Annotated in this window: 21 protein-coding genes; 15 read left to right on the forward strand and 6 right to left on the reverse strand. The window is 73.2% G+C overall.

The genetic code is table 11. The features are described 5' to 3' along the window. Window positions 1–94: 94 nt before the first annotated feature. The 8 genes from BSZ37_RS08200 (at window position 95) to BSZ37_RS08235 (ending at window position 14,007) form a co-directional block, all read left to right on the forward strand. Window positions 95–2,251, forward strand: a complete 2,157-nt coding sequence (locus BSZ37_RS08200) for a glucoamylase family protein (protein WP_179299529.1) — start codon at window positions 95–97, stop codon at window positions 2,249–2,251. Window positions 2,252–2,430: 179 nt separating this feature from the next. After that, window positions 2,431–3,705, forward strand: coding sequence for a sugar ABC transporter substrate-binding protein (locus tag BSZ37_RS08205; protein WP_095510086.1), 1,275 nt, complete (start codon window positions 2,431–2,433; stop codon window positions 3,703–3,705). Between the two features lie 148 nt (window positions 3,706–3,853). Beyond that, the gene (locus BSZ37_RS08210; protein ID WP_095510087.1) at window positions 3,854–4,861 is read left to right on the forward strand and encodes a carbohydrate ABC transporter permease; all 1,008 of its coding nucleotides are present in this window, start codon (window positions 3,854–3,856) and stop codon (window positions 4,859–4,861) included. A 67-nt stretch (window positions 4,862–4,928) separates the two neighbouring features. Further along, complete coding sequence (locus tag BSZ37_RS08215) at window positions 4,929–5,750, forward strand: carbohydrate ABC transporter permease (protein WP_095510088.1); 822 nt, start codon at window positions 4,929–4,931, stop codon at window positions 5,748–5,750. Window positions 5,751–5,770: 20 nt separating this feature from the next. Beyond that, complete coding sequence (locus tag BSZ37_RS08220; RefSeq protein ID WP_095510089.1) at window positions 5,771–9,604, forward strand: GH36-type glycosyl hydrolase domain-containing protein; 3,834 nt, start codon at window positions 5,771–5,773, stop codon at window positions 9,602–9,604. Beyond that, a complete protein-coding gene (locus BSZ37_RS08225) occupies window positions 9,601–10,410 on the forward strand; it encodes an endonuclease/exonuclease/phosphatase family protein (protein WP_179299530.1) in 810 nt (269 codons plus the stop codon). Before BSZ37_RS08220 ends, BSZ37_RS08225 begins: the two co-directional genes overlap by 4 nt. Before the next feature lie 24 nt (window positions 10,411–10,434). Further along, window positions 10,435–11,562 (forward strand): helix-turn-helix transcriptional regulator, encoded by a 1,128-nt coding sequence (locus BSZ37_RS08230; protein ID WP_095510091.1) that lies wholly within the window; start codon window positions 10,435–10,437, stop codon window positions 11,560–11,562. A 120-nt stretch (window positions 11,563–11,682) separates the two neighbouring features. Further along, a complete protein-coding gene (locus tag BSZ37_RS08235) occupies window positions 11,683–14,007 on the forward strand; it encodes a carboxypeptidase-like regulatory domain-containing protein (protein ID WP_095510092.1) in 2,325 nt (774 codons plus the stop codon). Window positions 14,008–14,046: 39 nt separating this feature from the next. Here the strand turns inward: BSZ37_RS08235 and BSZ37_RS08240 are convergent, their stop codons facing one another. The 3 genes from BSZ37_RS08240 to BSZ37_RS08250 are packed head-to-tail and all read right to left on the reverse strand — an operon-like array spanning window position 14,047 to window position 16,283. Further along, the gene (locus tag BSZ37_RS08240) at window positions 14,047–14,424 is read right to left on the reverse strand and encodes a hypothetical protein (protein WP_095510093.1); all 378 of its coding nucleotides are present in this window, start codon (window positions 14,422–14,424) and stop codon (window positions 14,047–14,049) included. A gap of 3 nt (window positions 14,425–14,427) precedes the next feature. Continuing rightward, window positions 14,428–14,856 (reverse strand): DUF2262 domain-containing protein, encoded by a 429-nt coding sequence (locus BSZ37_RS08245; protein WP_095510094.1) that lies wholly within the window; start codon window positions 14,854–14,856, stop codon window positions 14,428–14,430. Then, complete coding sequence (locus tag BSZ37_RS08250; RefSeq protein WP_095510095.1) at window positions 14,853–16,283, reverse strand: GH1 family beta-glucosidase; 1,431 nt, start codon at window positions 16,281–16,283, stop codon at window positions 14,853–14,855. The genes BSZ37_RS08245 and BSZ37_RS08250 overlap by 4 nt, the downstream gene beginning before the upstream one ends. A gap of 157 nt (window positions 16,284–16,440) precedes the next feature. On the opposite strand from BSZ37_RS08250, the gene BSZ37_RS08255 reads away from it, so the two are divergent. The 4 genes from BSZ37_RS08255 (at window position 16,441) to BSZ37_RS08270 (ending at window position 20,122) form a co-directional block, all read left to right on the forward strand. Next, the gene (locus BSZ37_RS08255; protein ID WP_095510096.1) at window positions 16,441–18,324 is read left to right on the forward strand and encodes a hypothetical protein; all 1,884 of its coding nucleotides are present in this window, start codon (window positions 16,441–16,443) and stop codon (window positions 18,322–18,324) included. A gap of 121 nt (window positions 18,325–18,445) precedes the next feature. After that, on the forward strand, window positions 18,446–19,141 hold the full coding sequence (locus BSZ37_RS08260) for an SDR family NAD(P)-dependent oxidoreductase (RefSeq protein WP_095510097.1): 696 nt from the start codon (window positions 18,446–18,448) through the stop codon (window positions 19,139–19,141). 40 nt (window positions 19,142–19,181) lie between these two features. Next, the gene (locus BSZ37_RS08265) at window positions 19,182–19,457 is read left to right on the forward strand and encodes a GNAT family N-acetyltransferase (protein ID WP_095510098.1); all 276 of its coding nucleotides are present in this window, start codon (window positions 19,182–19,184) and stop codon (window positions 19,455–19,457) included. 95 nt (window positions 19,458–19,552) lie between these two features. Continuing rightward, entirely contained in the window at window positions 19,553–20,122 is a 570-nt protein-coding gene (locus BSZ37_RS08270) for a cysteine hydrolase family protein (protein ID WP_095510099.1), read from the forward strand. A 9-nt stretch (window positions 20,123–20,131) separates the two neighbouring features. Here BSZ37_RS08270 and BSZ37_RS08275 read toward each other — a convergent pair whose 3' ends face one another. Both BSZ37_RS08275 and BSZ37_RS08280 read right to left on the reverse strand, forming a co-directional pair. Then, window positions 20,132–20,776: a hypothetical protein gene (locus tag BSZ37_RS08275; protein WP_095510100.1), complete on the reverse strand. Its 645-nt coding sequence runs from the start codon at window positions 20,774–20,776 to the stop codon at window positions 20,132–20,134. 61 nt (window positions 20,777–20,837) lie between these two features. Beyond that, window positions 20,838–21,152 (reverse strand): hypothetical protein, encoded by a 315-nt coding sequence (locus tag BSZ37_RS08280; protein WP_095510101.1) that lies wholly within the window; start codon window positions 21,150–21,152, stop codon window positions 20,838–20,840. A gap of 116 nt (window positions 21,153–21,268) precedes the next feature. Here BSZ37_RS08280 and BSZ37_RS08285 point away from each other — a divergent pair, with 116 nt between their 5' ends. Continuing rightward, the gene (locus BSZ37_RS08285) at window positions 21,269–22,171 is read left to right on the forward strand and encodes an alpha/beta fold hydrolase (protein ID WP_095510102.1); all 903 of its coding nucleotides are present in this window, start codon (window positions 21,269–21,271) and stop codon (window positions 22,169–22,171) included. A gap of 38 nt (window positions 22,172–22,209) precedes the next feature. Here BSZ37_RS08285 and BSZ37_RS08290 read toward each other — a convergent pair whose 3' ends face one another. Further along, window positions 22,210–24,084 carry a CocE/NonD family hydrolase gene (locus BSZ37_RS08290; protein WP_095510103.1) on the reverse strand — a complete coding sequence of 625 codons (1,875 nt, stop codon included), beginning with the start codon at window positions 24,082–24,084 and terminating at the stop codon, window positions 22,210–22,212. Window positions 24,085–24,176: 92 nt separating this feature from the next. On the opposite strand from BSZ37_RS08290, the gene BSZ37_RS08295 reads away from it, so the two are divergent. Then, window positions 24,177–25,100 (forward strand): serine hydrolase, encoded by a 924-nt coding sequence (locus BSZ37_RS08295; RefSeq protein WP_095510104.1) that lies wholly within the window; start codon window positions 24,177–24,179, stop codon window positions 25,098–25,100. A gap of 67 nt (window positions 25,101–25,167) precedes the next feature. After that, window positions 25,168–26,541: an AAA family ATPase gene (locus BSZ37_RS08300; RefSeq protein ID WP_095510105.1), complete on the forward strand. Its 1,374-nt coding sequence runs from the start codon at window positions 25,168–25,170 to the stop codon at window positions 26,539–26,541. The last annotated feature ends 20 nt before the right edge of the window (window positions 26,542–26,561 follow it).

A 26,561-nucleotide genomic window follows, 5' to 3' on the forward strand; every position in this document is an offset into this window, starting at 1 on the left:
CGAGGCGGATCGACACGAGATCCAGCGTCGCCCTGCTCTTCAGGATGACGTGGAGGAGAAGGGAGCCCCTTCCGTTCCACCTCTCGCCCTGCCCATGCGCCGCCTCTTCCCGCTCCTCGCCCTGCTGGCGGTCGCCGCCTGCGCGCCGTCGGCGCCGGTCGCGACCCCGCCGGGCCCCTCCGCCTCGAGCGTCGAGGCGGCCCCCCTCGCCTACGAGCTCTCGCCCGAGGAGGAGGCGTTCCTCGACACGCTCCAGCACCGGACGTTCCGCTGGTTCTGGGAGACGACGCCCGAGAACGGGCTCGTCCACGACCGCTACCCGAGCCGCGACTTTTCGAGCGTCGCCGCCATCGGGTTCGGGCTGCCGGCCTACGGGATCGGCGCCGAGCGCGGCTACGTCACGCGCGCCGAGGCCGCCGAGCGGACGCTCACGACGCTCCGCACGCTCTACGAGGCGCCGCAGGGCCCCGAGCAGGTCGGCACGGCCGGCCACCGCGGCTACTTCTACCACTTCCTCGAGTACGACGACGCCACGCGCTTCCGCAACGTCGAGCTTTCGACGATCGACACGGCCCTGCTCATGGGCGGCGTCCTGTTCTCGCGCGAGTACTTCGACGGCGACACCGAGGCGGAGCGGGCCATCCGCGCCTACTCCGACTCGCTCTACCAACGCGTCGAGTGGCCCTGGGTGCGGAACGAGGGCGCGACGGTCCTCTCGATGGGCTGGCACCCCGAGAGCGAGTACATCCCGGCCGAGTGGAAGGGCTACAACGAGGGGATGATCCTCTACCTCCTCGGCCTCGGCTCCCCGACGCACCCGCTCGACCCGGACACCTGGACGGCCTGGACGGATACCTACGAGTGGGAGGAGTTCTACGGCTACGAGCACGTCAACTTTACGCCGCTCTTCGGGCATCAGTACTCCCACCTGTTCGTCGATTTCCGCAGCATTCAAGACCAGTGGATGCGCGACAAGAGCGCCGAACTGGGCGAGCCCTACGACTACTTCGAGAACAGCCGGCGCGGGACGCTCAGCCAGCGGGCCTACGCCATCGACAACCCCGGCGGCTGGGCCGACTACTCGGCCGAGATCTGGGGGCTCACGGCGAGCGACGGCCCGAGCGACCAGGCCGTCGAGGTTGACGGCGAGACGCGCCAGTTCCACACCTACTGGGCCCGCGGCGCCAGCGCCGACCACATCAACGACGACGGGACGCTCGCGCCGACGGCCACGGGCGGCTCCATCCCGTTCGCCCCGGACATCACGATCGCGGCGCTCATGGCGATGGCCGAGCGCTACCCGGATCTGTGGACCGAGGACTACGGCTTCCGCGACGCGGTCAACCCGACGTTCGTGTTCGAGGACGTCCCGATCAAGCGGAACTCGGAGGTCACGCCGTACGGCTGGGTCGACCACGATTATCTGGGCATCGACCAGGGGCCGATCCTCATCATGGCCGAGAACTTCCGGTCGGGGCTCGTTTGGGAGACGCTCAAGGAGAGCCCGTACCTCGTCCACGGCCTCCGGCGCGCCGGCTTCCAGGGCGGCTGGCTGAGCGGGGCGGAGGTCGAGATGCCCGCGCCCATCGACTTCCCGGAGACGGCCGAGGCGTCGCAGCCGAATGAGGACCGCCTGCTCGTCGTCGTCCTCGGCTCGTCGACGGCCGAGGGGACCGGGCCGTCGCATCGGGACAGCACGTGGGTCAACCGCTTCCGCGAGTACCTCGAGGGCGTCGACGTGCGGTTCGACGTGCTGAACCTCGCGCGCGGCGGCTACTCGACGTTCCACCTCGCCCCGGCCGGCACCGCGGCGCCGGACCACATCCGCGGCGCGCCGGACCCGCAGCGCAACATCGACGCGGCCCTCGCGCGCGACCCGGACGCCATCGTCATCAACCTCCCGTCGAACGACGCGGCCTCCGGCGTCGACACCGAGACACAGCTCGCCAACTTTGCCGCGATGGTGGCCCGCGCTGAGGCCGCCGGGGTCCCAGTCTGGATCACGACGACGCAGCCCCGCGGCCTTGACCCCGAGTGGATCGCCGTCCAGGAGGAGGTCCGCGACGCCCTCCTCGCGACCTACGGCGACCGCGCCATCGACTTCTGGTCCGGCTTCGCCGACGCCGACGGGGCCCAGGCCCAGCGCTGGGACTCCGGCGACGACGTCCACTACAACGACCCCGCCCACCGCATCTTCTTCGAGCGCGTCCGCGACGCCGGCGTCGCCGCGACCGTGCTCGCCGCCAACTGACTCCCACTCTGCCCGCCTCGATGCCGAGGCGGGCGCACCCGTCCCCTCCATGTCATCCTGAGCGGAGCGAAGGATCTCGTCGGACTCACTCGCTTCGCCCGTCGTCGCGCCGAGGCGGGCCGGCACGAGATCGTTCGGCGCTCCGCTCCTCAGGATGACACGAGAGACGGTGAATCCCCATGACCCTCCGCCCGCTCCTGCTCCTCCTCGGCGTCGCGCTCGGCTCCCTCGGTGGGTGCGCCGAGGCGGACGAGGGCGAGGTCGTGCTCGAGTTCTGGGCGATGGGGGCGGAAGGCGAAAAAGTCCAGCCGCTCATCGAGCGGTTCGAGGCCGAGCACCCCGGCATCCGCGTCGAGGTCCAGCAGCAGCCGTGGACGTCGGTCCACGAGAAGCTCCTGACGGCGTTCGCCGGCCGCTCGACGCCCGACGTCTCGCAGTTCGGCAACACGTGGGTCGCCGAGATGCAGGCGCTCGGGGCGCTGGAGGACCTGACGCCGTACGTCCATCGGTCGGAGGCCGTCGACGAGGGCGACTACTTCGGCGGGATCTGGGACACCAACGTCATCGACGGCCGGCTGTGGGGCGTCCCGTGGTACGTCGACACGCGGATCCTCTTCTACCGGACCGACCTGTTCGCCGAGGCCGGCTACGACGCGATGCCGACGACGTGGGACGGCTGGCTGGAAGCGATGCGCGCCGTGCAGGCCGTCCAGCCCGACGGCGGGTACCCGATCCTGCTGCCCGTCAACGAGTTCGAGCCGCCGCTCATCCTCGGGCTCAACACCGCCGAGCTCCTCCGCGACGGCGGGCGCTATGGCAACTTCGCGAGCCCCGCGTTCCGCGAGGCGTTCGCCTTCTACGTCGGCCTCTACCGCGAGGGCCTGGCGCCGGCCACGTCGGGGACCGAGATCTCGAACCTCTACCAGGAGTTCGACCGCGGCCGGTTCGCGAGCACCATCACGGGCCCCTGGAACATCGGCGAGTTCCAACGTCGGCTGACCGAGCACCCGGACGACTGGGGCACGGCGCCCATCCCCGGCCCGACGGCCGGCACGCCGGGCGTGTCGGTGGCCGGCGGCGCGAGCCTCGTCATCTTCGAGGCGTCCGAGCACAAGGCCGAGGCGTGGGAGCTCGTCGAGTTCCTGTCGCGGCCCGAGGTCCAGATCGAGTTCAACCGGCTGACGGGCGACCTCCCGCCGCGGGCGTCGGCGTGGGAGGCCTCGGGGCTCGCGGACGACCGGTACGCGCGGGCCTTTTTCGAGCAGCTCGGGCGCGTCCGCCCCACGCCCAAGATCCCGGAGCAGGAGCGGATCGCGCAGACCATCCGGACCTACGGCGAGGCCGCCGCCCGCGGCCAGATGACGATCGACGAGGCCCTCGCCGCGCTCGACGCGGATGTCGATCGGATCCTCGAGAAGCGCCGCTGGCTCCTCGACCGCGAGGCAGAGGGATGAAGACCCGATCCCCACTCCGTGTCATCCTGAGCGCAGCGAAGGATCTCGCCCGACCCGATCGCCGCGCTCGCACCAGCCGATCCGTCGGCCGACACGAGATCCTTCGGTGCTCCGCTCCTCAGGATGACGAGGGGAGAGGTTCCGGCCGATGAGCACCGTCACCCACACCGACGAGGACCTCGCCACGACGCTCGGCCCGCCGGCTGCGCCCGTCTCGGCGCCGAGGCGGACGGACCCGGGGCGGACGGATCCCGGCCGCGGGTGGCGGCCGTCGCTGCCTGAGAGCGCCGCCAGCCGCGCGGCCCTGTTCTTCATCGCGCCGTCGCTCCTCGTCATCGGGGCGTTCTTCTTCCTGCCCGTCGCCGCCGCGCTCGCGCTCAGCCTCACCGACTTCGACCTTTACGCGCTCGCCGACCCCGGCACGGCGCGGTTCGTCGGGCTCAAGAACTACGTCGAGCTCGCGGGCGACCCCGACTTCTGGCAGGCCCTCCGGAATACGGCCTACTTCGTGGTCGTCGGCGGGCCGCTGTCGGTCGCCGTCTCGCTCGGCGCCGCGCTCCTCGTGAGCTCGAAGCTGACGCGGTGGAAAGGGTTGTGGCGGACGGTCTTCTTCGCGCCCGTCGTCACGACGCTCGTGGCCGTGGCGGTCGTCTGGCGGTACCTCTACAACGCCGAGTACGGGCTCCTCAACTCGGCGCTCGGCGCGGTCGGGATCGAGGGCGTCGACTGGCTGGGCGACCCGGCGTGGGCGATGCCGGCGATCATCGGGCTGGCCGTGTGGAAGAACTTCGGCTACAACATGATCATCTTCGTGGCCGGGCTGGCGGGCGTGCCGGAGGAGCTCTACGAGGCGGCCGAGCTTGACGGCGCCGGGTGGTGGGCGCGGTTCCGCCACATCACGGTCCCGGAGCTCGCGCCGACGTTCCTGTTCGTCGGCGTCATCACGATGATCGGGTACTTCCAGCTGTTCGCCGAGCCCTACGTCATGACCGAGGGCGGGCCGCTCCGGGCGACGGTCAGCGTGGTGTACCTGATGTACGAGGAAGGCTTCAAGTGGTGGAATCTGGGCTACGCCTCGGCCGTCGCCTTCGTCCTGTTCGCCCTGATGATGGTCGGGACGCTCATCCAGCTCCGCCTCCAGCGGTCCGACCCGTGAGCCCACGTTCCCTCCGCTCCGCCCACCCGATCCGCCTCGGCGTCGAGGCGGGCGGACCCGTCGCCCGATGAACCGCCGCCTCGCCACGACGCTTCTCCACGGCGCGCTCCTCGTGGGCGCGGCGCTCACGGCGTTCCCGCTCCTGTGGATGGTCTCGGCGTCGCTCATGCCGACCGGCGAGGCGAGCACGTTCCCGCCGCCGCTTCTCCCGAGCGCACCGACGGTCGAGCACTACCTCGCCCTGTTCGCACGGGCCGACATGGGGCGGTACCTCCTCAACAGCGCGCTCGTGGCGACGGCCGTCACGCTCGTGTCGCTGTTCATCAACTCGCTGGCGGGCTACGCCTTCGCGAAGCTCCGCTTCCGGGGCCGCGAGCGGCTGTTCAAGGCGCTCCTGGCCGCGCTCGTGATTCCGGCGCAGGTGGCAATGCTCCCGCTCTTCCTCGAGATGCGCGCGCTGGGCCTCGTCAACTCGTACGCCGGCGTGATCGTCCCGGCGGCGGCCAGCATCTTCGGCATCTTCCTCATCCGCCAGTTCGCGCTGTCGATCCCCGACAGCCTCCTCGAGGCGGCCCGGATCGACGGGGCGACGGAGTTCGAGATCTACTGGCGCGTGGCGCTCCCGCTCCTCCGGCCCGTCCTCGTGACGCTGGCCCTGTTCACGTTCATGGGCTCGTGGAACGACTTCATGTGGCCCCTCATCGTCCTCACCGACGACGACCTGTACACGCTGCCCGTCGCGCTCGCGACGCTCACGCGTGAGCGGGTCCAGGACAACGAGTTCATGATGGCCGGGGCCGTCGTGACCACGCTGCCCGTCCTCGTCGTCTTCCTCGCCCTCCAGCGCCAGTACGTCCGCGGCATCATGCTCGGCGGCGTCAAGGGCTGACCGCTTTCTCGATCCCTCCCGTGGAGCTCGCTACGTCGACCACCGTCTCGCCCGCCGACTTCGGCCGGGCCGTCCCGCCCACTCGGCTGCTGTCGAGCGGCCCGCTCTCGGCGGCCGTCACCGCCGGCGGCACGGGCGTCGTCTGGTACGAGGACGCCGAGGGCGCCGTCGACCTCACGCGCTGGCGGGCCGACCGCGTCGAGGACGCCGACGGCGTGTTCGTCTTCTTCCGCGACCTCGACTCCGGTCGCGTGTGGAGCGCGGGCTGGCAGCCGCTCGGGGCCGGGGGTACCGCCTATGAGGCCCGCTTCGGACCGGGCACCGTCGAGATCGTGCGGGAGGACGGCGGCGTCGAGACGCGGCTGTGCCTCGCCGCGGCCGGGGGCGCGTTCGTCGGCCGCGTCACGCTGCGAGCCCTCGACGGGCGGGCGCGCCGGATCGAGATGACGACGTTCGCCGAGATCGTCCTCCACCACCGCGGAGCGGACGCGGCGCACCCGGCGTTCTCGAAGCTGTTCGTGCAGACCGAGAAGGTGGAGGACCGCCCGGCGCTCGTCGCGAAGCGCCGCCCGCGGACCCCCGAGGACCCGCCCGTCTGGCTGAGCCACTGGCTCGACGGCGCCGCCGAGGCGGTCTCGTGGGAGACCGACCGGTTCGCGTTCGTCGGCCGCGGGCACACGCGCCGCGACCCCGCCGCGCTCGCCGAGGCGGGCCGCCTCGGTGGGACCGTGGGCGCGGTCCTCGACCCCGTCGTCGCCCTCCGCACGGTCGTGGACGTGCCTGCGGACGTGCCTGCGGGCGAGCCGGCGACGCGGGCGTTCGGGCTCGCCGGCGGGCGCTCGTGCGACGCCGTCCTCGACACGGCCGCGACCCTCGCCGACCTCGACGCCGTCGCCGCCGCCATCCGCTCCGCGGCCGACTCGGCTGAGACCACTCGCCAGCAGGCCGGGGTAGACGAGGCGACCGCCGAGGCGGCCCAGGCCCTCGTCGGCCCGCTCCTGTTCGGGGACCCCGGTCTCCGGGCGCCGGCCGAGACGATCGCTGCCGTCGAGCCCGGCGCTGACCCGGGCGCGCTCGCGCTCGGCGGAACCGGCCGGCGCGTCGTGATTCGGGTGCGGACCGACCGGGGCGTCGCGGCGGCCCGGCGGCTCGCGGAGGCCCGCGCGACCTGGGCCCGCCTCGGGCTCGACGTGGAGGTCCTCGCGCTCTGCGACGCCGACGTGCTCCCCGAGGTCGTCGGAATCGCGGGCGTCCGCCCCGTCGCCGTTGACGCGTGGAGCGAGGCCGACCGCGCGCTGGCCGCGGCCCGCGCCCACGTCTGGGCCGACGACGCGTTCCCGGCGCCGACCGCGGCGCCCGCGACCCCGCCCACCTCGGCACCGAGGCCGGACGTGCCGGCGGGCGACCTCGCACTCGATCCCTCCGCGCTCCGCGAGTGGAACGGCATCGGCGGCTTCTCGCCCGACGGGACGGAGTACGTGATGCACCTCCGCCCAGACAGTCACGGCCGGCTCGCGCTCCCGCCGCTGCCGTGGACGAACGTGATTGCGAATGAGTGGGGCGGGTCCTTCGTCTCGGAAGTCGGCTCGGCGTCGTCGTGGAGCGCGAACAGCCGCGAGAACCGCGTGTCGCCGTGGTCGAACGACCCGGTCGAGGACCCGCACACCGAGGCGCTGTACGTGCAGGACGAGGCGGCCGGCACGCTCTGGTCGCCCACGGGCGGGCCGGTCTCGGCGAACGCACCCGTCGAGGTCCGCCATGGGTTTGGGTATTCCACGTGGCGCACGTCGGTCGAGGGCATCGAGCAGCACACGACGCAGTCGATCGCGCCCGACGCCTCGGCTCGGCTGACGGTCGTCCGCCTGACGAACACGTCCGACGAGACTCGCCGGCTGGCCGTTGCGGCCAGCGCGCGCGTCGTGCTCGGCGCCCTCGCCAGCGAGTCCGACCGGATGGTGGTGACGGAGCGTGACGGCGACACGGTGTTTGCCCGCAACGCCGTGCGCGGCGAGTTCTCGGAGCGCGTCGCCGTCGCCTGTGCCGTCGCGCCGGAGGGCGCCGAGGTCTCACTCACGGCCGACCGGGCGGCGTTCCTGGGCCGGTACGGCTCGCCCGCCGCGCCGCGTGCGCTCGTCGAGGGCGGCCCGCTGGACGGCGCCCTCGGCGCCGGGCTCGACCCGCTCGTGGCGCACCGCGTGGCTCTCGATCTGGCGCCTGGCGAGACGAAAGCGATCGCGTTCGTCCTTGGTGAGGCCGACACGCGCGCCGCGGCGGAGGCGCTGGCGGCCCGGTTCGCCCGCCTCGGCGCCGTCACCGAGGCGGTCGAAGCCACGACGCAGTTCTGGGCCGAGACGACGGGCGCGCTCCAGATCGAGACGCCCGAGCCCGCGCTCGACCTCATGGCCAATGGCTGGCTCCTGTACCAGAACCTCTCGTGCCGTCTCTGGGGGCGGACGGCGTTTTATCAAAGCGGCGGGGCCTATGGCTACCGCGACCAGCTCCAGGACACGTCCGCGCTCGTCTACGCCCGGCCCGACCTCACGCGCGCGCAGATCCTCCGCAACGCGGCCCACCAGTTCGAGGAGGGGGACGTGCTCCACTGGTGGCACCCGCCGCTCTCGAAGGGCATCCGCACCCGCTTCGCCGACGACCTCCTCTGGCTCCCGCTCCTCGCGTCGTCCTACGCCGCGACGACCGGCGACGACGGCGTGTTCGACGAGGACGTCCGCTTCCTGACGGCGCCGCTCCTCAAGGACGGGCAGGACGAGGTGTTTCTCCAGCCGACCGAGGCGGGCACGGGGAGTGTCTACGAGCACGCCGCGCGGGCCATCGACCGGTCCCTCGCGGTCGGCGCGCACGGGCTGCCGCTGATGGGCGTCGGCGACTGGAACGACGGGATGAACCGCGTGGGGCGCGAGGGGAGAGGGGAGAGCGTCTGGATGGGGTTCTTCCTCGCCGCCACCCTCGACGCGTTCCTCCCGCACGTCGAGGCCCGGGGCGACCAGGAACGCGCCGACCGGTACCGCCGGCACCGCGCGCACCTCCAGGCGGCGCTCAACGACGCCGGCTGGGACGGCGGGTGGTATCGCCGCGCGTTCTACGACAACGGCGCCGTGATGGGCTCGAAAGAGAGCGACGAGTGCCAGATCGACGCGCTCGCGCAGGCCTGGGCCGTCCTCTCCGGCGTGGCCCCGGAGGGTCGGGCGGAGCAGGCGCTCGACGCGATGGAGGAGCGGCTGGTCGACGAGGACGCCGGCATCCTCCGCCTGCTCGACCCGCCGTTCGACACGACCCCGAACGATCCGGGGTACATCAAGGGCTACGTGCCGGGCGTCCGCGAGAACGGCGGGCAGTACACGCACGCCGCGCTGTGGGCCGTCCGGGCGCTCGCCGAGGCCGGCCGCTGCGAGCGCGCCGCGCCGCTCCTCGCGATGCTCTCGCCCGTCCGCCACGGCGACTCGCCGGAGGCCGTCGCGACCTACCAGGCCGAGCCGTACGTCATCGCGGCCGACGTCTACGGCGTGGCGCCCCACGTCGGGCGCGGCGGGTGGACGTGGTACACCGGGTCGGCCGGGTGGATGCTCCGCGTCGCCGTCGAGTCGATCCTCGGGTTCGGGATCGAGCGCGGCGAGGCGATCACCCTGCGCCCGTGTGTCCCCGAGAGCTGGCCCGGCTTCTCGCTCCGCTACCGCCTGCCCGACGGGTCCGGAACGGTCTACACGATCCGGGCCGAGCGCGGCCCCGAGGCGGGGCTGGTCGTCGACGGCGAGCCGGCCCCGTCCGCCTCGGGCCTCTGGCGGGTGCCCCTCGTGCGCGACGGCGCCGAGCACGAGGTCGTCCTGACGCTGGCGTGACGCGGCTCCTTCTCCTCGCGGCGCTGGGACTCGCGTCGTGCGCGGCCCCGCCCGCGTCGGCCCCGCTCGCGACGGTCGACGTGGTCACGCTCAACCTGTGGCACGACCAGGACGACTGGCCCGCCCGCCTCGGCGTCATCGCGGACACCCTCGGCGCGCTCCGGCCGGACGTCATCGTGCTCCAAGAGGTGTTGCAGGACTCGGCCAAGGGGCTGGCGAACCAGGCCGAGACGCTCGGCGCCCGCCTCGGCTATGCCGTCGTGTTCGCGTCGGTGAACGGACCCGACGAGCCGAAGCGCTACGGCAACGCCATCCTCAGCCGGCACCCGGTCCGCGACACGAGCTGGGTCCGGCTCCGCCCGCTCACCGACTACCGCGTCGCCGCCCGCGCCCGCCTCGACGTCGACGGGCGCCCGCTCGACGTGCTCGTGACGCACCTCCACCACACGGTCGAAGGCGATTCGATCCGCGCCGTCCAGGTCGCCGACCTCCTCGCCTTCCTCGACCGGACCGCCGAGGCGCCCTGGGTCGCCGCTGGCGACTTCAACGCGCCGTCCGACGCGCCGTCGCTCGCCCCGCTGGCGGACAGGGCCGCGAGCGCGTTCGACGCGATCCACCCGGGCGCGGAGGTGTCGACGCTGGTCGAGGCGCTCGGGCACACGCCCCGGTGGATCGACCACGTGTTCGCGGGCCCGGGCCTCCGGCCAGTCGACGCGCGGATCGTCCTCGGGGACCCCGTCGGCGGCGTCCAGCCGTCGGACCACCGCGGCGTGTGGGCGCGGCTGCGCTGGGCGCCGGCCGAGTAGCCCCGCCTCGGCTACCTTCGACGCATGGAGGCGGTCTACCTCATCGGCGCGGCCCAGGGCGTGTTTCTCGCGGCGGTTCTGGCGAGCCGGGGCTCGCTGCCCAACCGGCTCCTCGCCGGGCTCGTCCTCGCGTTCTCGGTCGACCTCGCGGTGGCGGTCTACCACGCCTCCGAGGCCGCCCTCCGCCACCCGGCGCTCATCGGGCTCGACCTCCCGATCGCGTTTCTCTATGGGCCGCTCCTCTACCTCTACGTCCGGGCGTTCGCCGACGGCACGGCGCGGCTCCGCCCGTCCGACGCGTGGCACCTCGCCCCGTTCGTCGTCGCCGCCCTGTTCTTCGTGCCGCTCTTCCTGCGGACCGGCCCGGAGAAGCTGGCGATCCTGGCGGATCCGAGCCGGGCGCTCCAGACGCAGGCCCTGGTCGTCATCAACCCGTTGAAGATGCTCCACGGCGCGGTGTACCTCGCGCTCTCCGTGGCGGTCTTGCGCCGGGCGGTGCGGCAGTCCGGGGAGGCGCCGGCCGAGCACGTCCGGCTGCGGTGGCTCCAGATCCTCATGGCCGGTGTCGTGGCGATGCTCGGCCTCTCGGTGGTGCTCTACGTGCTCGGCGGGCGCGACTCGGTCGTGGGCATGGACCCGGACGCGCCGTTCGACGACCTCACGCTGCTGGCCGTGACCGTGTTCGTCTACGCCATCGGCTACTTCGGGCTGCGGCAGCCGGAGATCACGACGGCCGCGGCGCTCGCCCCCGACGAGGAGCCGTCCGCCGAGCCCTACGCCCGCTCCGGCATGACGGCCGGCGAGGCCGCGGGGTACCGGGACCGCCTCGTCGCGCTGATGGAGACCGAGCACCTGTACCGGCGCGGCGACCTCACGCTCCCGGACCTCGCCGGCGCGCTGGGCGTCACGCCGCACAACCTGACCGAGGTGCTGAGCACCCAGCTCGGGCAGACGTTCTACGAGGTCGTCAACGGGTACCGCGTCCGCGAGGTGCAGGCGCGGCTGGCGGACCCGGCCTACGCCGACTGGACGGTCCTGGCGATCGGGATGGAAGCCGGGTTCAACGCGAAGTCGTCGTTCAACGCGGCGTTCAAGCGGCACGTGGGGATGACACCCTCCGAGTACCGCCGCCGGCACGCCGAGGCCGTCTGAGCCGGCTGTGCGGGTCCAGCCCCGCGGGTCTGGACGCGTAGATGGGTCCCGGCGGACGGGCGTGGTCGAACGGGTGGGCCTCGGCAGGCGAGCCTCGGGACCCACCTCGTCCCCCTGCCTGTGCTCCGCCCCTTCGCCGTTCTCGGCCTCCTCCTCCTGGCCTCTGCAGCCCTCGCTCAGACGCAGACCGTCCGCGGCCTCGTCGTCGACCGCGACACCCGCGTCCCCCTGATCGGCGCGACCGTCGTGGTGGCCGACTCCGACCCGCTCCTCGGCGCCTCGACCGACGCCGACGGCCGGTTCGTACTGCGCGCCGTCCCGCTCGGGCGGCAGACGCTCCACGTCCGCTCGCTCGGCTACGAGCCGAGGGCGATTCCGAACGTCCTCGTTCGGGCAGGCCAGGAGACCGTCCTCGAGGTCGCGCTCGCCGAGGCGGTCGTCGAGGCCGGCGAGGTGGTCGTGACCGCCGCGGCCCGCGACGGCCGGCCGACCGACGAGATGTCGGCCGTCAGCGCCCGGTCGTTCTCGGTCGAGGAGGCCCGCCGCTACGCCGGCGCCGCCGACGACCCGGCCCGCCTCGCGACCGCGTTCGCCGGGGTCGCCACGTCCGGCAGCGGCGTCCAGGACAACGCCATCGCGATCCGCGGGAACGCGCCGAAGGGCGTCGGCTGGCGGCTCGAGGGCGTCCCGATCCCGACGCCGAGCCACTTCGCCGGGCTGAGCGTCGCCGGCGGCGGCGGGCTCACGCTCTTCAGCGGCCGGCTCCTCGCCGACTCCGACGTGTTCACGGGCGCCTTCCCCGCGGCCTACGGCGACGCCCTCGCGGGCGTGTTCGACATGCGGTTCCGGACGGGCAACCCGGCCACGCGCGAGCACACGGCCCAGGTCGGCGTGATTGGCGTCGAGGTCGCCTCCGAGGGGCCGATCCGAACGGGCGGCGCGGCCACCTACCTCGCCAACTACCGCTACTCGACGCTCGGCCTGCTCCTCCCGCTCCTCCCGACGGAGGGCGGCATCACGTACCAGGACCTCGCCTTCAAGCTGGCGGTCCCGACGCGCCGCGCCGGCCGGTTCGAGGTGTGGGGACTGGGCGGGCTCGACGCCCAGGACGACGTCGAGACACGTGACTCGACGGCCTGGGAGTACGAGCTCTGGGACCGCTCGCGCGTCGGCCTCGACCTCGGGGTCGGCGCGGTCGGGGCCTCGCACCACCTCGTCCTCGGCCCCCGGACGACCCTCCGGACGAGCGTGGCCGCCACGGGCCGCCGCACCGCCTACCGCCAGCAGCGGCTCGACGACGACCTCGCGCTCCAGCCCGAGCTCCGGATCGAGGCGGTCGACGCGCGGGCCATCGTCGGCTCCGTCCTCACGCACAAGACGAGCGCGCGCCACCTCAACCGAACGGGCCTCACGGCACAGGCCCTGTTCTACGACCTCGACGTCCGGACGGCGATCCGTCACCGGCCGCCGCTCGTGCCGGTCACGGTGGGGGAAGGTCGGAGCCTGCTCGTCGAGGCGTTCACGCAGTCGCGCGTGACGCCCGCGCCCGGGCTCGACGTCACGCTCGGGGTCCACGCCCAGCACCTCGCGCTGACGGGGGCGACAGCCATCGAACCGCGGGCGGGCCTCTCGTGGGAGGTCGCGCGGGGGCAGGCGCTGAGCCTCGGCTACGGTCTCCACAGCCAGGCCGAAGACCTCCGGTTCACCCTCGCGGAGACGCCCGACGGCAGCCAGCCCAACCGCGACCTCGGGTTCGCCCGTGCGCACCACGTCGTGGCCGGTTACCGGCGGGCGCTCGGCGGGGCAGCGCGCGTCCAGGTCGAGGCCTACGCCCAGCGCCTGTTCGACGTGCCGGTCGTGCCCGGCACCAGCACCTCGCTCCTCAACCTCCGCCAGGACTGGACGTTCGCCGAGCCGCTGACGAACGACGGCGCGGGCTCGAACGTGGGCGTCGAGGTGACGCTGGAGCGCCCCCTCCGCGCCGGCACCTACGGCCTCCTGACGGCCTCGCTGTTCCGCTCGCGCTACCGAGGCGGCGACGGCGTCTGGCGGCCGACCCGCTACGACCAGGGCTACGCCGTCAACGCGCTCGTCGGGAGGGAAGTCCAGATCGGGGACGACCTGCTGGGTCTGAACCTCCGGCTGGCGGCGCTCGGCGGCGAGCGCCGGAGCCCGGTCGACGAGGCCGCGTCGGCCGTGCGCGAGGAGGTCGTGTACGACGAGGCGCGGGCGTTCTCGGAGCGGATGCCGGCGATCTGGCTCGTCGACCTCACGGCGACGTACCGGTTCAACGGGCGGCGGGTGTCGCAGGTCGTCGCGCTCCAGCTCAAGAACGCGCTCGCCGCCCGGGACACGGCGCACGACTACAACCTCCGGCTGGACCGCGTCGAGGAGATCCGCGAGGGGTACCCGCTCCCGCTTCTGAGCTACACGCTGGAGTTCTAGGCGTCGGCCCCCTCCGCCTCGGTGCCGAGGCGGGCAGGGTCAGGCCGTGCGGAGCTGCTCGCGCCAGCGCCACTCGAGGGCGCCCATCCCGCCCACGAACAGCCCCTCGCCGACGAGGTGTGCCAGCCCGAACGGCGACGCCACGCCGGCCAGGGCGACGGCGAATCCCCAACACGCGACGCCCCACGCGAGGTTGGCGAGCGCCAGCAGGACGACGAGCCCCGCCGGCCGCCGGTGGCGCCGGGCGAGCGAGAACGAGAATGCGCCGTAGAGGAGGTTGACGACGGCGAGGCCGACGATGAACGACTGGGGCAGCGCGTACAGCGCGCTCAGCCAGCCCGAGAGCGCCAGCATCGCCGCGCCCGCGAGGCCGGCCGCGGTGCAGTCGATCCAGAGCAGGCGGGCGGGCCAGCGCACGGCCTAGCCCGCGATGTCGGCCTCGTCCCAGGTGCCGTCGGGCGCCCGGTAGACCATGATGGTGTGGCCCCAGAACAGGTCGCCGTCGTCGAACGAGAACGAGGCGCCGCCGTCGGGCTCGATCACGACCGACTGGAGCCGCATCTTGGCGCGGAAGCTCTCGGCCGTCTCGTCTGCGTCGTCGTCGCCGAGCCAGTTGCCATTCTTGTCGTCGAGGAGGTCGGCGACGGCGCGGGCCTCGGCCTCCTCGCGGAGCCGGTCGAGGGCCGCGACGACCCGGTCGGCGGCGTCGAGGTTCGGGCCGTCGTCGTCGCAGGAGACGTAGAGCGTGGCCGGGGGCTCGGCGACCCCGAGGCGACCGGCGTACCAGTGGCGGTAGTCGTCGTACTCGAGCCGCCCGAGGCGGGGGTGGTCGATGGGGGCGTACGTCATCCGTCGTCGGACTCGGCGGCCTCCTGGAGCGAGGCGGCGGTCTGCGTGGCCGTGGCCGTGACGGCCTCGGTAGTGGGGATGCGCGGGGCGTCGTCGAGCGCGCCGCCGTTCGAGTCGATGACCTCGCGGTAGAAGGCGGCGCTGTGCTTGGGCGTCCGCTCCAGCGTCTCGAAGTCGACGTGGACGAGGCCGAACCGCTTCGTCGTGCCCTGGCTCCACTCGACGTTGTCGAACAGCGACCACGCGAAGTAGCCGCGGACGTCGGCTCCGGCCTCGATCGCGTCGCGGACGGCGAGGAGGTGGTCGTGGAGGTACGCGATCCGCATCGGGTCGGGCACCTCGCCGCCGATCGTCTGCGGCGGGTCGGGGAACGCCGCGCCGTTCTCCGTGACGTACATCGCCGGGTCGCCGTACTCGTCCTTCACCCAGACGAGGAGGTCGCGGAAGGCGGGGGCGTAGACCTCCCAGCCCATGTCGGTGTACAGGTGCCGCAGCTGGCGGACGCGCCGCGCGCGCTCGGGCGGGTCGCTGGGGTCGTCCACGCACACGGCGCGCGTGTAGTAGTTGATGCCGAAAAAGTCCGTGTCGGTCTGGATCTCGTCCAGGTCGTCGAGCGGGAGGTCGGGCCACGACGCGCCGAAGACCTCGGGCAGCGCCTCGGGGTAGCGCCCGTGAACGACCGGGTCCAGAAAGATCCGGTTCATGTAGGCGTCGGCGCGGGCCGTCGCCGCGACGTCCTCGGGCCGGTCCGTCGCGGCCACCTTCGGCTCGAGGTTGACCGCGAGGCCGACCGACTCGGCGCCCTCGGCGCGGAGCGCGGCCGTCGCGCGGGCGTGCGACAGCAGGAGGTGGTGCGCGGCCCACGCGCCCTCTTCGTGGACCCGGTGCCCCGGTGCGAGCCCGCCGCGGACGTACCCGCCGTCCATCACCACCCACGGCTCGTTGAGTGTGATCCAGTGCCGGACGCGGTCGCCGAGGCGGTCGTAGACGACGCGGGCGTAGTCGGCCAGCCAGTCGGCCACGTCGCGATTGAGCCAGCCGCCGCGGCGGTCGAGCGCCGCCGGGAGGTCCCAGTGGTAGAGCGTGAGCATGGGCTCGATGCCCGCCTCGGCGAGCGCGTCGACAAGGCGGTCGTAGAAGTCGAGGCCGGGGCCGTTGACGGCGCCGGTGCCCTCCGGCAACACGCGGCCCCAGTTCACGCTGAAGCGGTAGGCCTGGAGCCCGAGCGCCTCCATGAGCGCCACGTCCTCCGGCATCCGGCGGTAGTGGTCGCAGGCGACGTCGCCGGTCTCGCCGCCGACGGTGAGGCCGGGCGTCCGCGCGAAGCGTTGCCAGATGCTGGGGCCGGCGCCGTCGGCGAGGGGCGAGCCCTCGATCTGGAAGGCGGACGTGGCGGCGCCCCAGAGGAAGCGGTCGGGGAAGGGCATGGGGAGGGGCAGGGGAGGGGCGTGCAGGGTACGGAGGCCCGGGCGGCGGAGGCGTGGGCCACGGGCGGAATCCGTGGGCACGGCTCCGGCGGGACGGCCGTTCTCGGGGGCGCCGGTCCCTATCTTGCCCGCCCACCGATCGGGCCGACGTCCCCCCGTGCCCTCTCCCGACACCCCCGCCGATCCCGCTCCGAACGCGGACGCGCCCGACGCGACGCCGGAGCCCGCGCCCGACGCGGACGCCCCCCGTACGCCCGAGGCCGGCCCCGAGGCGGACGGACCCGACGCGTCGGCGGACGACGTCGACGCGCGCGAGACGGTCGCTGAGGCGAACGAGCACGAGGCGGAAGCGGGCGCGTTCGAGGAGGAGCCGTCGCTCCGGGCCCACCTCGCCGAGACGTGGCACTCGACGCCGCCGCTCGTCCGCTGGGGCGCCGTCGCGCTGGCCGTGCTCGTGGTGGGCTGGCTCATCGTGCCGCGCGTGATCGAGGCGACGGAGGGGCCGACGGAGGAAGAGCGCCAGGAGCAGGCCGCGCGCGACCGCGCCATGTGGGCCGCCATGCTTCGCCAGTCCCCCACGGAGGTCGGCGCGGACCCGGTCGCGGGCTCGCTCGGCCCCGGCGACGCCGAGCGGACCGACGACCGCTACGCCGACTACTACGTCCACCAGGCCGACAGCGTCGGCTTCTCGGTCCTCGTGACCTCCGACGCGTTCGCGCCCGACGTGGCGGTCCGCCTCCCCGACGGCACGACCGTGGCCGCCTCGAGCCTCCTCCAGACCGACTCGCGCGCCGAGATCGACGGGCTCCAGGGGCCCGGCCGGTTCGAGATCGTCGTGACGTCGCGGCGTGCCCGCGCGACCGGCGCCTACGAGCTGGCCGTCCTCCCCCAGCACGCCGCCGACTCGGTCTACGTCGACGGCGAGGCCCGGCTCGACACGCTCGGCGGCGGCCCGCGGCGGGCCGGCCGGTTCGAGCGGATCTACGGCGTCTCGACCGACACCGACCTCCCGATCCTCGTCCGCGTCGTGTCGTCCGCGTTCCGGCCGCGGATCGAGCTCCTCGGGCCCAACGGCCGCGTCCGCGACGACTCGTGGTCCCTGGAGCAGATCGCGCGGGGCGACAGCCTCTACGGCGTCGTCGCGCGGTACCTGCCGGGGTGGGAGGCGCCGTACCGGCTGCTCGTGAGCTCGGAGGGCGCGGGCGCGAGCGGTCCGTTCGCCCTTGAAGCCATCAGCGTGCCCATCCGGGACCTCGCCGTCGGCGAGGCCGGCCAGCGGAGCGTGCTCGGCGACGAGAGCTGGCTCCGCGACGGCCGGTACCTCGACACGTACCGCGTCCGCGTTCCGAAGGGTCAGCGGACCACGATCCGCCTGGAGTCGGAGGCGTTCGCACCCGCCTTCCGCGTGTGGCGCGTCCAACGACAGTCCCGCACGGACGTCACGGAGGCCATGAACGAGGCCGGGGCCGAGGCCGTCGAGTACGAGGCGGAGCTCGACGAAGGCGAGTACTACATCGAGGTCACGTCCGGCGGCGAGGATCCCGACGAGGTCCCCGAGGCGCCCGTGGGCGGCGAGTACGGGCTGACGGCCCTCGTAGAGCGTCTGGAACCCCTGGAAGAGGAGCCGTCGACGGGCGAGCCCCCGTCGGGGTCGCGCGTGTTCGCGACGGAGGTCCGGCGGACGGGCGAGAGCGGCGGCGACACCTTCGAGGTCGGCGTGACGAACGTGGCGATCTCGTACCCCGGCACGCGGACGCGCGTCCAGCTCAGCGTGACCGTCCGGTCCATCGACTACACGGGCAACTGGGCGCCGTGGGAGAGCTTCGCCCGCCAGTCCTACCTCGTCGACGACCGCGGCCGGCGCTACACCGTCGCGGTGGGCGAGAGCCAGAGCCCGTCCGGGCCGCGGGCCGAGCCGGGCACGGCCCGCCGCGGGACCGTCGTGTTCTACTACCCCGAGGCCGTCGGCGGGCTCGAGCGCGTCGTGCTCGTGGCGAGCATCGGCGAGCGGACGCTCACGCTGCCGATTCCGATGGAGTAGGGCGTCGGGCCCGGGGATCGGGGAGCGGGCGGAGCGGGTTGGGACGAGTGCGCCCGCCTCGGCGCCGAGGCGGACGGGGCCATCGGCGGGCGTCTCCCTCCACCGTTTCCACTCCTCCACCATGACCGTTCTCGTCACCGGCGCCTCCCGCGGCATCGGCGCGGCCACGGCCGAGGCGTTCGCCGCCGCCGGCCACCGCGTCGCCCTCGTCGCCCGCTCCGCCGAGGCGCTCGACGCCGTCGCCGAACGATGCCGCCAGTGGGAAGGCGACGCCGAGCCGTTCGTCTGCGACGTGACCGACGCCGACGCGGTCGGGGAGATGGCCGAGGCCGTCGTCGCGTGGGCCGGCGTGCCGGACGTGGTCGTCAACAACGCCGGGCTGTTCGAGCCGGGCGGGCTGCTGGAGACGTCGCCGGAGGCGTTTCGCCGCCAGCTCGAGGTCAACGTCGTCAGCGCGTTCCTCGTGACGCGGGCGCTGGTGGGCGGGATGCTCGACCGTGGGTCGGGCCGGATCCTGATGATGGGGTCCGTCGCGTCGGTGCGGGGCTACCCGGGCGGCACGGCCTACGGCGCCGCCAAGCACGCGCTCCTGGGCTTGGCGCGGTCGCTCCGCGAGGAGATCAAGGGCACCGGCGTCTCGGTCACGACGCTCCTCCCCGGTGCGACGCGGACCGCCTCGTGGGACGGCACGGACCTGCCCGACGACCGGTTCATCCCGCCCGAGGACGTCGCCCGCGTGGCCGTCGAGGTGGCGAGCCTGTCGGGTCGGACCGTCATCGAGGAAGTCCTCCTCCGGCCCGACGCCGGGGACATCTAGCGCGCCTCCGGCGTTGGCCGCGCCCACCCCCCGACGACCCATGCCCGACGTCCGACACGAACCCCGCCAGAACCGCTTCGCCGCCTCCGTCGACGGCGGCACCGCCGAGCTCGAGTATCAGCGGGCCGAGGATGTGTTGATCTTCGTCCACACGTTCGTTCCGGAGGCGTCGCGGGGCCAGAACGTCGGAGAGGCGCTCGTCGAGGCGGCCCTCGACCACGTCCGCGAGAACGACCTCCGGATGGTGCCGCAGTGCCCGTTCGTGAAGCACTACGTCGAGGAGCACCCCGACACGCGGGACCTCGTCGCCCGGTGACAACCCGGCTCGCCGCGTCTTCTGTCGCCTGAGGCCCGGGAGCGCTGGAACCGGAGGGGCGGTCGGGGCGAATCTCGGACCCCGCCCGCGCTCCGATGCCCTCGCCCGACACCGCCCTCGTTCTGATCGACGTCATCAACCCGTTTACGTTTGACGGCGCCGAGGACCTCCTCGCCCACGCCGGCCCGGCCGTCGACGCCATCGCGGACCTCGCCCGGCGGGCCCGCGAGGCGGGCGTGCCGGTGGTCTACGTCAACGACCACTTCGGCAACTGGAAGGAGTCCTTCGACGACCTCGTCGAGCGGTGCGCCACCGACGACGTCCCGGGTCGCGAGATCGCCCAGCGGCTCCGGCCCGTCGACGGCGACTACCACGTGCTCAAGCCGAAGCACTCGGGGTTCTTCCAGACCCCGCTCGAGTCGCTCCTCGCCGAGCTCGGCGCGCGGCGGCTCGTGCTGGCCGGGTTCGCGACCGACATCTGCGTACTGGCGACGGCGATGGAGGCGTCGATGCGCGACTTCGACCTCGTCGTGCCGCAGGACGCCGGCGCGGCCGAAACGGCCGCGGCCCACGAGGCCGCGCTCGTCCACGCCCGACGCGTGCTCCACGCCGAGACCCCGCCGGCCTCGGCCGTCGACTTCGGCGTGCCGGCGGAGGTGGCCTGATCGCCTTTCCTATCCCGTCGGAGCCTCGAACTGGCGGAGGTGCCAGGCGACGACGAGCCCGAACGCGGCGCCCGCGAGGGCCAGCGCGACGGCCGTCGGGGCGAACCGCGTGAGGTTGGCGAGGTGGATGGTCGTCGCGACGCCGGCCGCGGCCACGCCGGCCCCGGCCCAGAGCCCGGCCTGGAGCGCGTACTCGCGGGCGCCGTACCCACCGCGGGCGGCTCGACGCGTGGGCAGGATCGCCCTGAGCCGGTCGTAGTCCCAGACGAGCAGCCAGAGGCACGCGAGTGCCATCAGGATCGTGAGCGCGCCGGTCCCCTCGAAGCCGATCGCGTTCGTGATGATCGCGATGTTGAGGATGATCGGGAAGTAGATCACGGCGCCGAGCGTGGCCGTCCTCGGCCAGAGCAGCAGGAGCGCCGCAGCGACCTGCGCCAGCCCAACGGCCCAGTAGAACTCGCCGGCCTGGAAGAACGCGTCGAAGAAGTAGCCGACGGGGTGGCTCGGCGGGAGCGCGGTGAAGGGCTCGCCGCTCAGCTTCTTCAGCCCGGGCGGAATGAACCCGACGGCGAGGAGGACGCGGGTGAAGGCGGTGAACCGCTGGAGGAGCCGGGAGCGGACGAGGCGGGCGTGGAGCCGGTCGAGAGGGGACATGGCGAGAGAGGAAGACCGCGCGGCTACGGCCTCCCTCGTCGCCGGTTACGGGCGGACCGCCCTACGAGCAGCCGACGGGGCCACGCCGCCGGTCGCGCCGGTCCTCGCGCCGGTCGCGGACGTCTTCGCGCCGATCCCGGCGGTCCTCGCGGCGGTCCCAGACGTCCTCGACGCGGTCGAGCGGGCCGGTGTAGCGGCGGGCGTCCCGGACATCTTCCCGGCGGTCCCGGACGTCCTCGCGTCGGTCGCGCCGGTCCTCGGCGCGGTCGCGCACGTCCTCGCGGCAGTCGGCGACGACGGCGCGGGCGGCGGGGCGGACGGCCTGGGCGCTGGCGGGGAGGGCGGCGAGGAAGGGGAGGAGGAGGAGGAGTCGCATGGGAGAGGCGGGCTGGTGATGACGCCAAGAACCGGCCCCGTCCGCCTCGGGCGCATCACGGACCGCCGCCGACGCTGTGGGCGTTCGGTCACGGTTCTGTGTCGGCCGCCCCTCGCATGTCTGATCTCCCCGACCTCGGCGTCCCCCTCCGCTCCCGGTTCGCCGAGGGCACGGGCGTCCGGCTCCACGTCGTCGAGGCGGGCCCGGCGGACGGGCCGCTGGTGCTCCTGCTCCACGGCTTCCCGGAGTTCTGGTTCGGCTGGCGGCACCAGCTCCCGGCGCTGGCGGCGGCCGGCTACCGCGTCTGGGCGCCCGACCAGCGCGGCTACAACCGCTCCGACGCGCCGCCCGAGACGGCCGCGTACACGCTCGACCGGCTGGCCGACGACGGGCTCGCGCTCCTCGACGCGGCCGGCGCCGATCGGGCTCGGGTGGTCGGTCACGACTGGGGCGCCGTCGTGGCGTGGTGGCTGGCGTTGCGAGATCCGGAGCGCGTCGATCGGTTGGCGATCCTCAACGTGCCGCATCCGGTCGCCTTCCGGCAGTTCCTCAGGCGGCCGTCGGTCCAGTGGCTGAGGAGCTGGTACATGGCCTTTTTTCAGATCCCCGCGCTTCCCGAGATCGCGCTCCGTCGGCTCGGAGCGCGGGCGCTCCGGGTGACGAGCGCCCCGGGCACCTTCTCGGACGCCGACCTCGCCCGCTACCGCGAGGCGTGGTCTCGGCCCGGCGCCGCGCGCGGGATGCTCGCGTGGTACCGCGCCGCCGCTCGCTACGGCCTCGGCGACCGGGGCCTCGACCCGACGGTCCGCCCGCCGACGCTCATTTTGTGGGGCGACGCCGACGCCGCGCTCGACGCCCGCCTCGCCGAGCGGTCCGCCGCCCTCTGCGCCGACGTTCGCCTGCGGATGGTGCCCGGCGTGTCGCATTGGGTCCAGCACGAGGCGCCGGCGGTCGTCAATGCCGAGCTGCTGGCGTTCCTCGGCGCGCCTCGAGAGAAGGCGACGGCCGCCCGGCCCTAGGTCCGCCCGCCTCGGCGTCGAGGCGGGCAACGCTGGAGTCAGTCGAGCACGCGGACCGAGAGGTGCGACGGGTGCTCCGGCGACACGAACACGCGGTGCGTGGCGACCTGAAAGTCGTCCTCCGTCGCCTCAGCGATGGGCATGAACCGCTGCGGGTTCCTGTCGACCATCGGGAACCACGTGCTCTGGACCTGGACCATCATCCGGTGGCCGCGCTGGAAGGTGTGGGCCACGTCCTCCATGTCGAACGTGACTTCGGTCACCTCGCCCGGCTCGAAGGGCTCCGGGTCCGAGAAGCTGTTCCGAAACTTGCCGCGCATGACCTCGCCGCGGACGAGTTGTTGGAAGCCGCCCATCGGGACCTCGCAGTCGCCGTCGGGGAGCCGGCACTCGGCGTCGCCCGGGTAGACGTCGATGAGCTTGACGACGAAGTCGGCGTCGGTGCCGGTCGTCGAGACGAAGAGCGTGGCGAAGAGGTCGCCGGCGAGCGTCACGTCCTCCTCCAGCACGGGCGACTCGAACACGAGCACGTCGGGCCGGGTCGAGGCGAAGCGCTGGTCCTGCACCACGTACCGGTCGTCGCGGGTGACGACGATCTTCGGCGTGTGCGGCACGGGCTTGAACGGGTCCGAGACGTACTCCGCGAAGAGCCCCTGCTGCGTCGGTGCGTCGAAGCCGAGCCCGCCACCGGGCTGGAGGTAGAGGCTCGCCGCGCGGGCCTCGCGCGGCGGCCACGCGTCGAAAAAGCGCCACCGGTTCGCGCCGGTTACGAAGATGGACGCCTCCGGAAGATCCGGCTCGCCGTCCCCCTTCAGGTACGCCTCGAAGAACGGGGCCTCGACGTTCTCGCGGTACCACACGGACGTCCGCTGGCCGAACCACAGGTCGCCGTAGCGGTCGCCGTCGCTGCGGGCCCAGCCGCCGTGCCACCATGGGCCCATGGCGAGGTACGTCGGCGTGTCGTTGGCTGCGCCGGCCTGTCGGCGGTTCTGCTCGACGGCGTCGAACGTCTTGAGCGGGCCGTAGAGGTCCTGCGCGTCGAACCAGCCGCCCGTGACGAGCACCGCGGGTCGTACGTCGCGGAGGTGGGGGAGTGGCGTCCGCGCTTGCCAGTAGGCGTCGTACGTGTCGTGCGTGAGGATCTCCTGCCAGAGGTCGTTCTGTCCGTCGAAGAACCGGTCGTTGACGGTGGAGAGCGGGCCGAGGTCGAGGTACCAGTCGTAGCCGTCGGGCGTGCCGTAGTCACGGAAGCTGGGGGCCCGCTCGGTGGTCGGCTCCGGGCGAGGGGCGCCGTACGACGAGACGAAGCTGAACGTGGCCTGGAGCTGGAACGCCCCGTTGTGGCGGCGGTCGTCGCCGAGGTACCAGTCGGTCACGGGCGCCTGCGGCGAGACGGCCACGACGGCCGGGTGCGCGTCGATCAGTGCGTGCGTCGCGTAGAACCCGGGCGCCGAGATCCCCCAGACGCCGACGCGGCCGTTGGTCGGGACATGTTCGAGGAGCCACTCGACCGTGTCGTAGGTGTCCGTGCTCTCGTCGATCTGCCCGGCCGTCTTGGCCGGGATGTGCGGGCGGACGGCCACGAAGTCGCCCTCCGACATCATCTTGCCGCGGACGTCCTGGTACACGAACACGTACCCGTCGCGCATCAGACTCTCCGACGGACCGAGCGAGCTCCGGACCTCGTCGTCGCCGTACGGCCCGACGCCATAGGGCGTCCGCTGGAACAGGATCGGGTACGTGCCGGGTGCCTTCGGGACGTAGATCGAGGTGAACAGGCGGACGCCGTCGCGCATCGGCACCATCCGCTCCATCTTCGTGTAGTGCTGGCGGACCCAGTCGGCCTGGGCGTCGGCGGCGGGCATGAGGGCGAGGGCGAGGACGAAGAGGGCGAGGCGTCGGACCGGGAGCATCTGGCGCGGGGTGGGGCGCCGGAAAGGTAGCGGAGGGTCGAGAGCGGGCCGGGGACGAGGTGGTACCCTTCGGCCTCCCACCCCGCCCGCCCGTGCGCCTCCTCGCCGCCGCCGTGATCCTCGCCTCCACCGCCTCGGCCCAGCCCCTCGACCTCCGCGAGGACCCCGGTCTCAGCGACGCCCTCGTCGGCCTCACCGAGGCCGCCGGCCTCGGTGGGTCGTTCGACGTGGGCGAGGACGGGACGCAGGTCACGTCGCTCGTCGTCGTCGACCTCGCGGGGCCGGAGCCGGTCTGGGGCGGCGTCGCGCCCGACGCGTTCCTCTACCCGGCCAGCGTCTACAAGATGTACGTCGCCGCCGAGGTGCTGCGGCAAGTGCTGGAGGGCCGCTACGACCTCGACGACCCGCGCGTGGTGACGCCCCACAACGCTGTCGACACGGCGCGCGAGGTGCTCTCGGACCCGCGCCCGCTCCTCGCCGCCGGCGACACCGTGACGGTCGGGTACCTCCTCGACCTGATGGTCACGCGGAGCGACAACAGCGCGGCCAACGAGCTGATCGACCTCGCCACGCGCCCGGCCGTCGACTCGCTGATGCACCGCTACGGGTGGGAGGGCAGCGAGGTCACCCGGAAGTTCCTGCCCCGGAGCGTCGAGGACGAGGGCTACGCCGACGTCCCGAGCACGATGACGTCGGGCCGGCACGCGGCCGAGTTTCTCGCGCTGGCCGCGACGGACCGGCTCGTCCACCCCTGGGTGAGCCGCCGCCTCGTGGCGTTGCTGACGAACCAGCTCGACAAGACGAAGCTGGCGGCGGGCCTGCCACGGGAGGCCGTCTACGCCCACAAGACCGGCTGGTGGAGCTTTTGGACGCACGACGTCGGCGTCGTCCGCGACGGCGAGGTCCACTACGCGATCGCCCTCCTCACGCCGGTCCTCGAGGCCGAGGCGCGGCCGCGGATGGCCGAGGTCGGCGCGGCCGTCCACGCGCTGATGCGGGCGCGGGGCGCGCGCTGACCCCGTCCGCCTCGGCGTCGAGGCGGAGGGGCCCGGGGCCGGCACCGCGCGCCGGTAGCTTCCCGTCATGCCCGACGACCTCTTCGCCGCCGCCGCCGAACGCCGCCGCCAGCGGTCCGCCCCGCTCGCCGACCGGATGCGGCCGCGCACGCTCGACGAGTACGTCGGGCAGCCCCACGTCCTCGCGCCGGGCAAGCTCCTCCGCCGCGCCGTCGAGGCCGACCGCGTGACGAGCCTCATCCTGTTCGGCCCGCCCGGGACCGGCAAGACGACGCTCGCCCGGATCATCGCCAACACGACGCGGAAGCACTTCGCCAGCCTCAACGCCGTGCTGGCCGGCGTCAGGGACATCCGCGAGCAGATCGCGGCGGCGCAGGAGCGGCTCCGGCTCCACGGCCAGGGCACCATCCTGTTCGTGGACGAGGTCCACCGGTTCAACAAGAGCCAGCAGGACGCGCTGCTGCCGCACGTCGAGAACGGGACGGTCACGTTCGTCGGCGCGACGACCGAGAACCCGTACTTCGAGGTCAACAAGGCGCTCGTCTCGCGGAGCCGGGTCTTTGAGCTCCACACACTCACCGAGGCCGACCTCCGCGCTGTCGTCGTCCAGGCGCTCGCCGACGCCGAGCGCGGCTACGGCGACCTCTCCGTCACGGTGGACGAGGACGCGCTCAGCCACCTCGTGAGCACGGCCAACGGCGACGCCCGCTCGCTCCTCAACGCGCTCGAGCTGGCCGTCGAGACGACCGAGGCGGACGAGGCCGGCCAGATCCGCGTGACGCTGGAGGTCGCGGAGGACTCGATCCAGCAGCGGGCCGTCCTCTACGACAAGGACGGCGACGCCCACTACGACACGGTCTCGGCCTTCATCAAGTCGATGCGCGGCTCCGACCCCGACGCGGCGCTCTACTGGATGGCCCGGATGATCTACGCCGGCGAGGACCCCCGCTTCGTCCTCCGGCGGATGCTGATCTTCGCCTGCGAGGACGTGGGGCTGGCGGATCCGAACGCCGTCCGTGAGGCGGTCGCCTGCATGCAGGCGTTCGAGTTTGTCGGGATGCCGGAGGGGCGCTTCATGCTCGGCCAGCTCTGCGTCTACCTCGCCACGGCGCCCAAGAGCAACTCGAACTTCGCCTTCTTCAGCGCACTCGAGCACGTGGCGAAGGAGCAGACGCTCAACGTGCCGAACCCGCTCAAGGACGCGTCCCGCGACAAGAAGGGCCTCGGCCACGGGGAGGGCTACAAGTACCCCCACGCCTACCGCGACCACTACGTCCCGGAGCAGTACCTCCCGGGCGGGATGCAGGGGACGTACTTCTACGAGCCGTCCGACCAGGGGTACGAGGCCCGGTTGCAGGGGCGGCTGGAGCAGCTCCGCCAGCGGGACGCGGAGGAGAGCCTCGAAAAGCGGGTCCAGCGCTACGCGGAGGACGCCGAGTAGCCCCGCCTCGGCGCCGAGGC

This window comes from Rubrivirga marina, from assembly GCF_002283365.1.
Lineage (GTDB): Bacteria > Bacteroidota > Rhodothermia > Rhodothermales > Rubricoccaceae > Rubrivirga > Rubrivirga marina.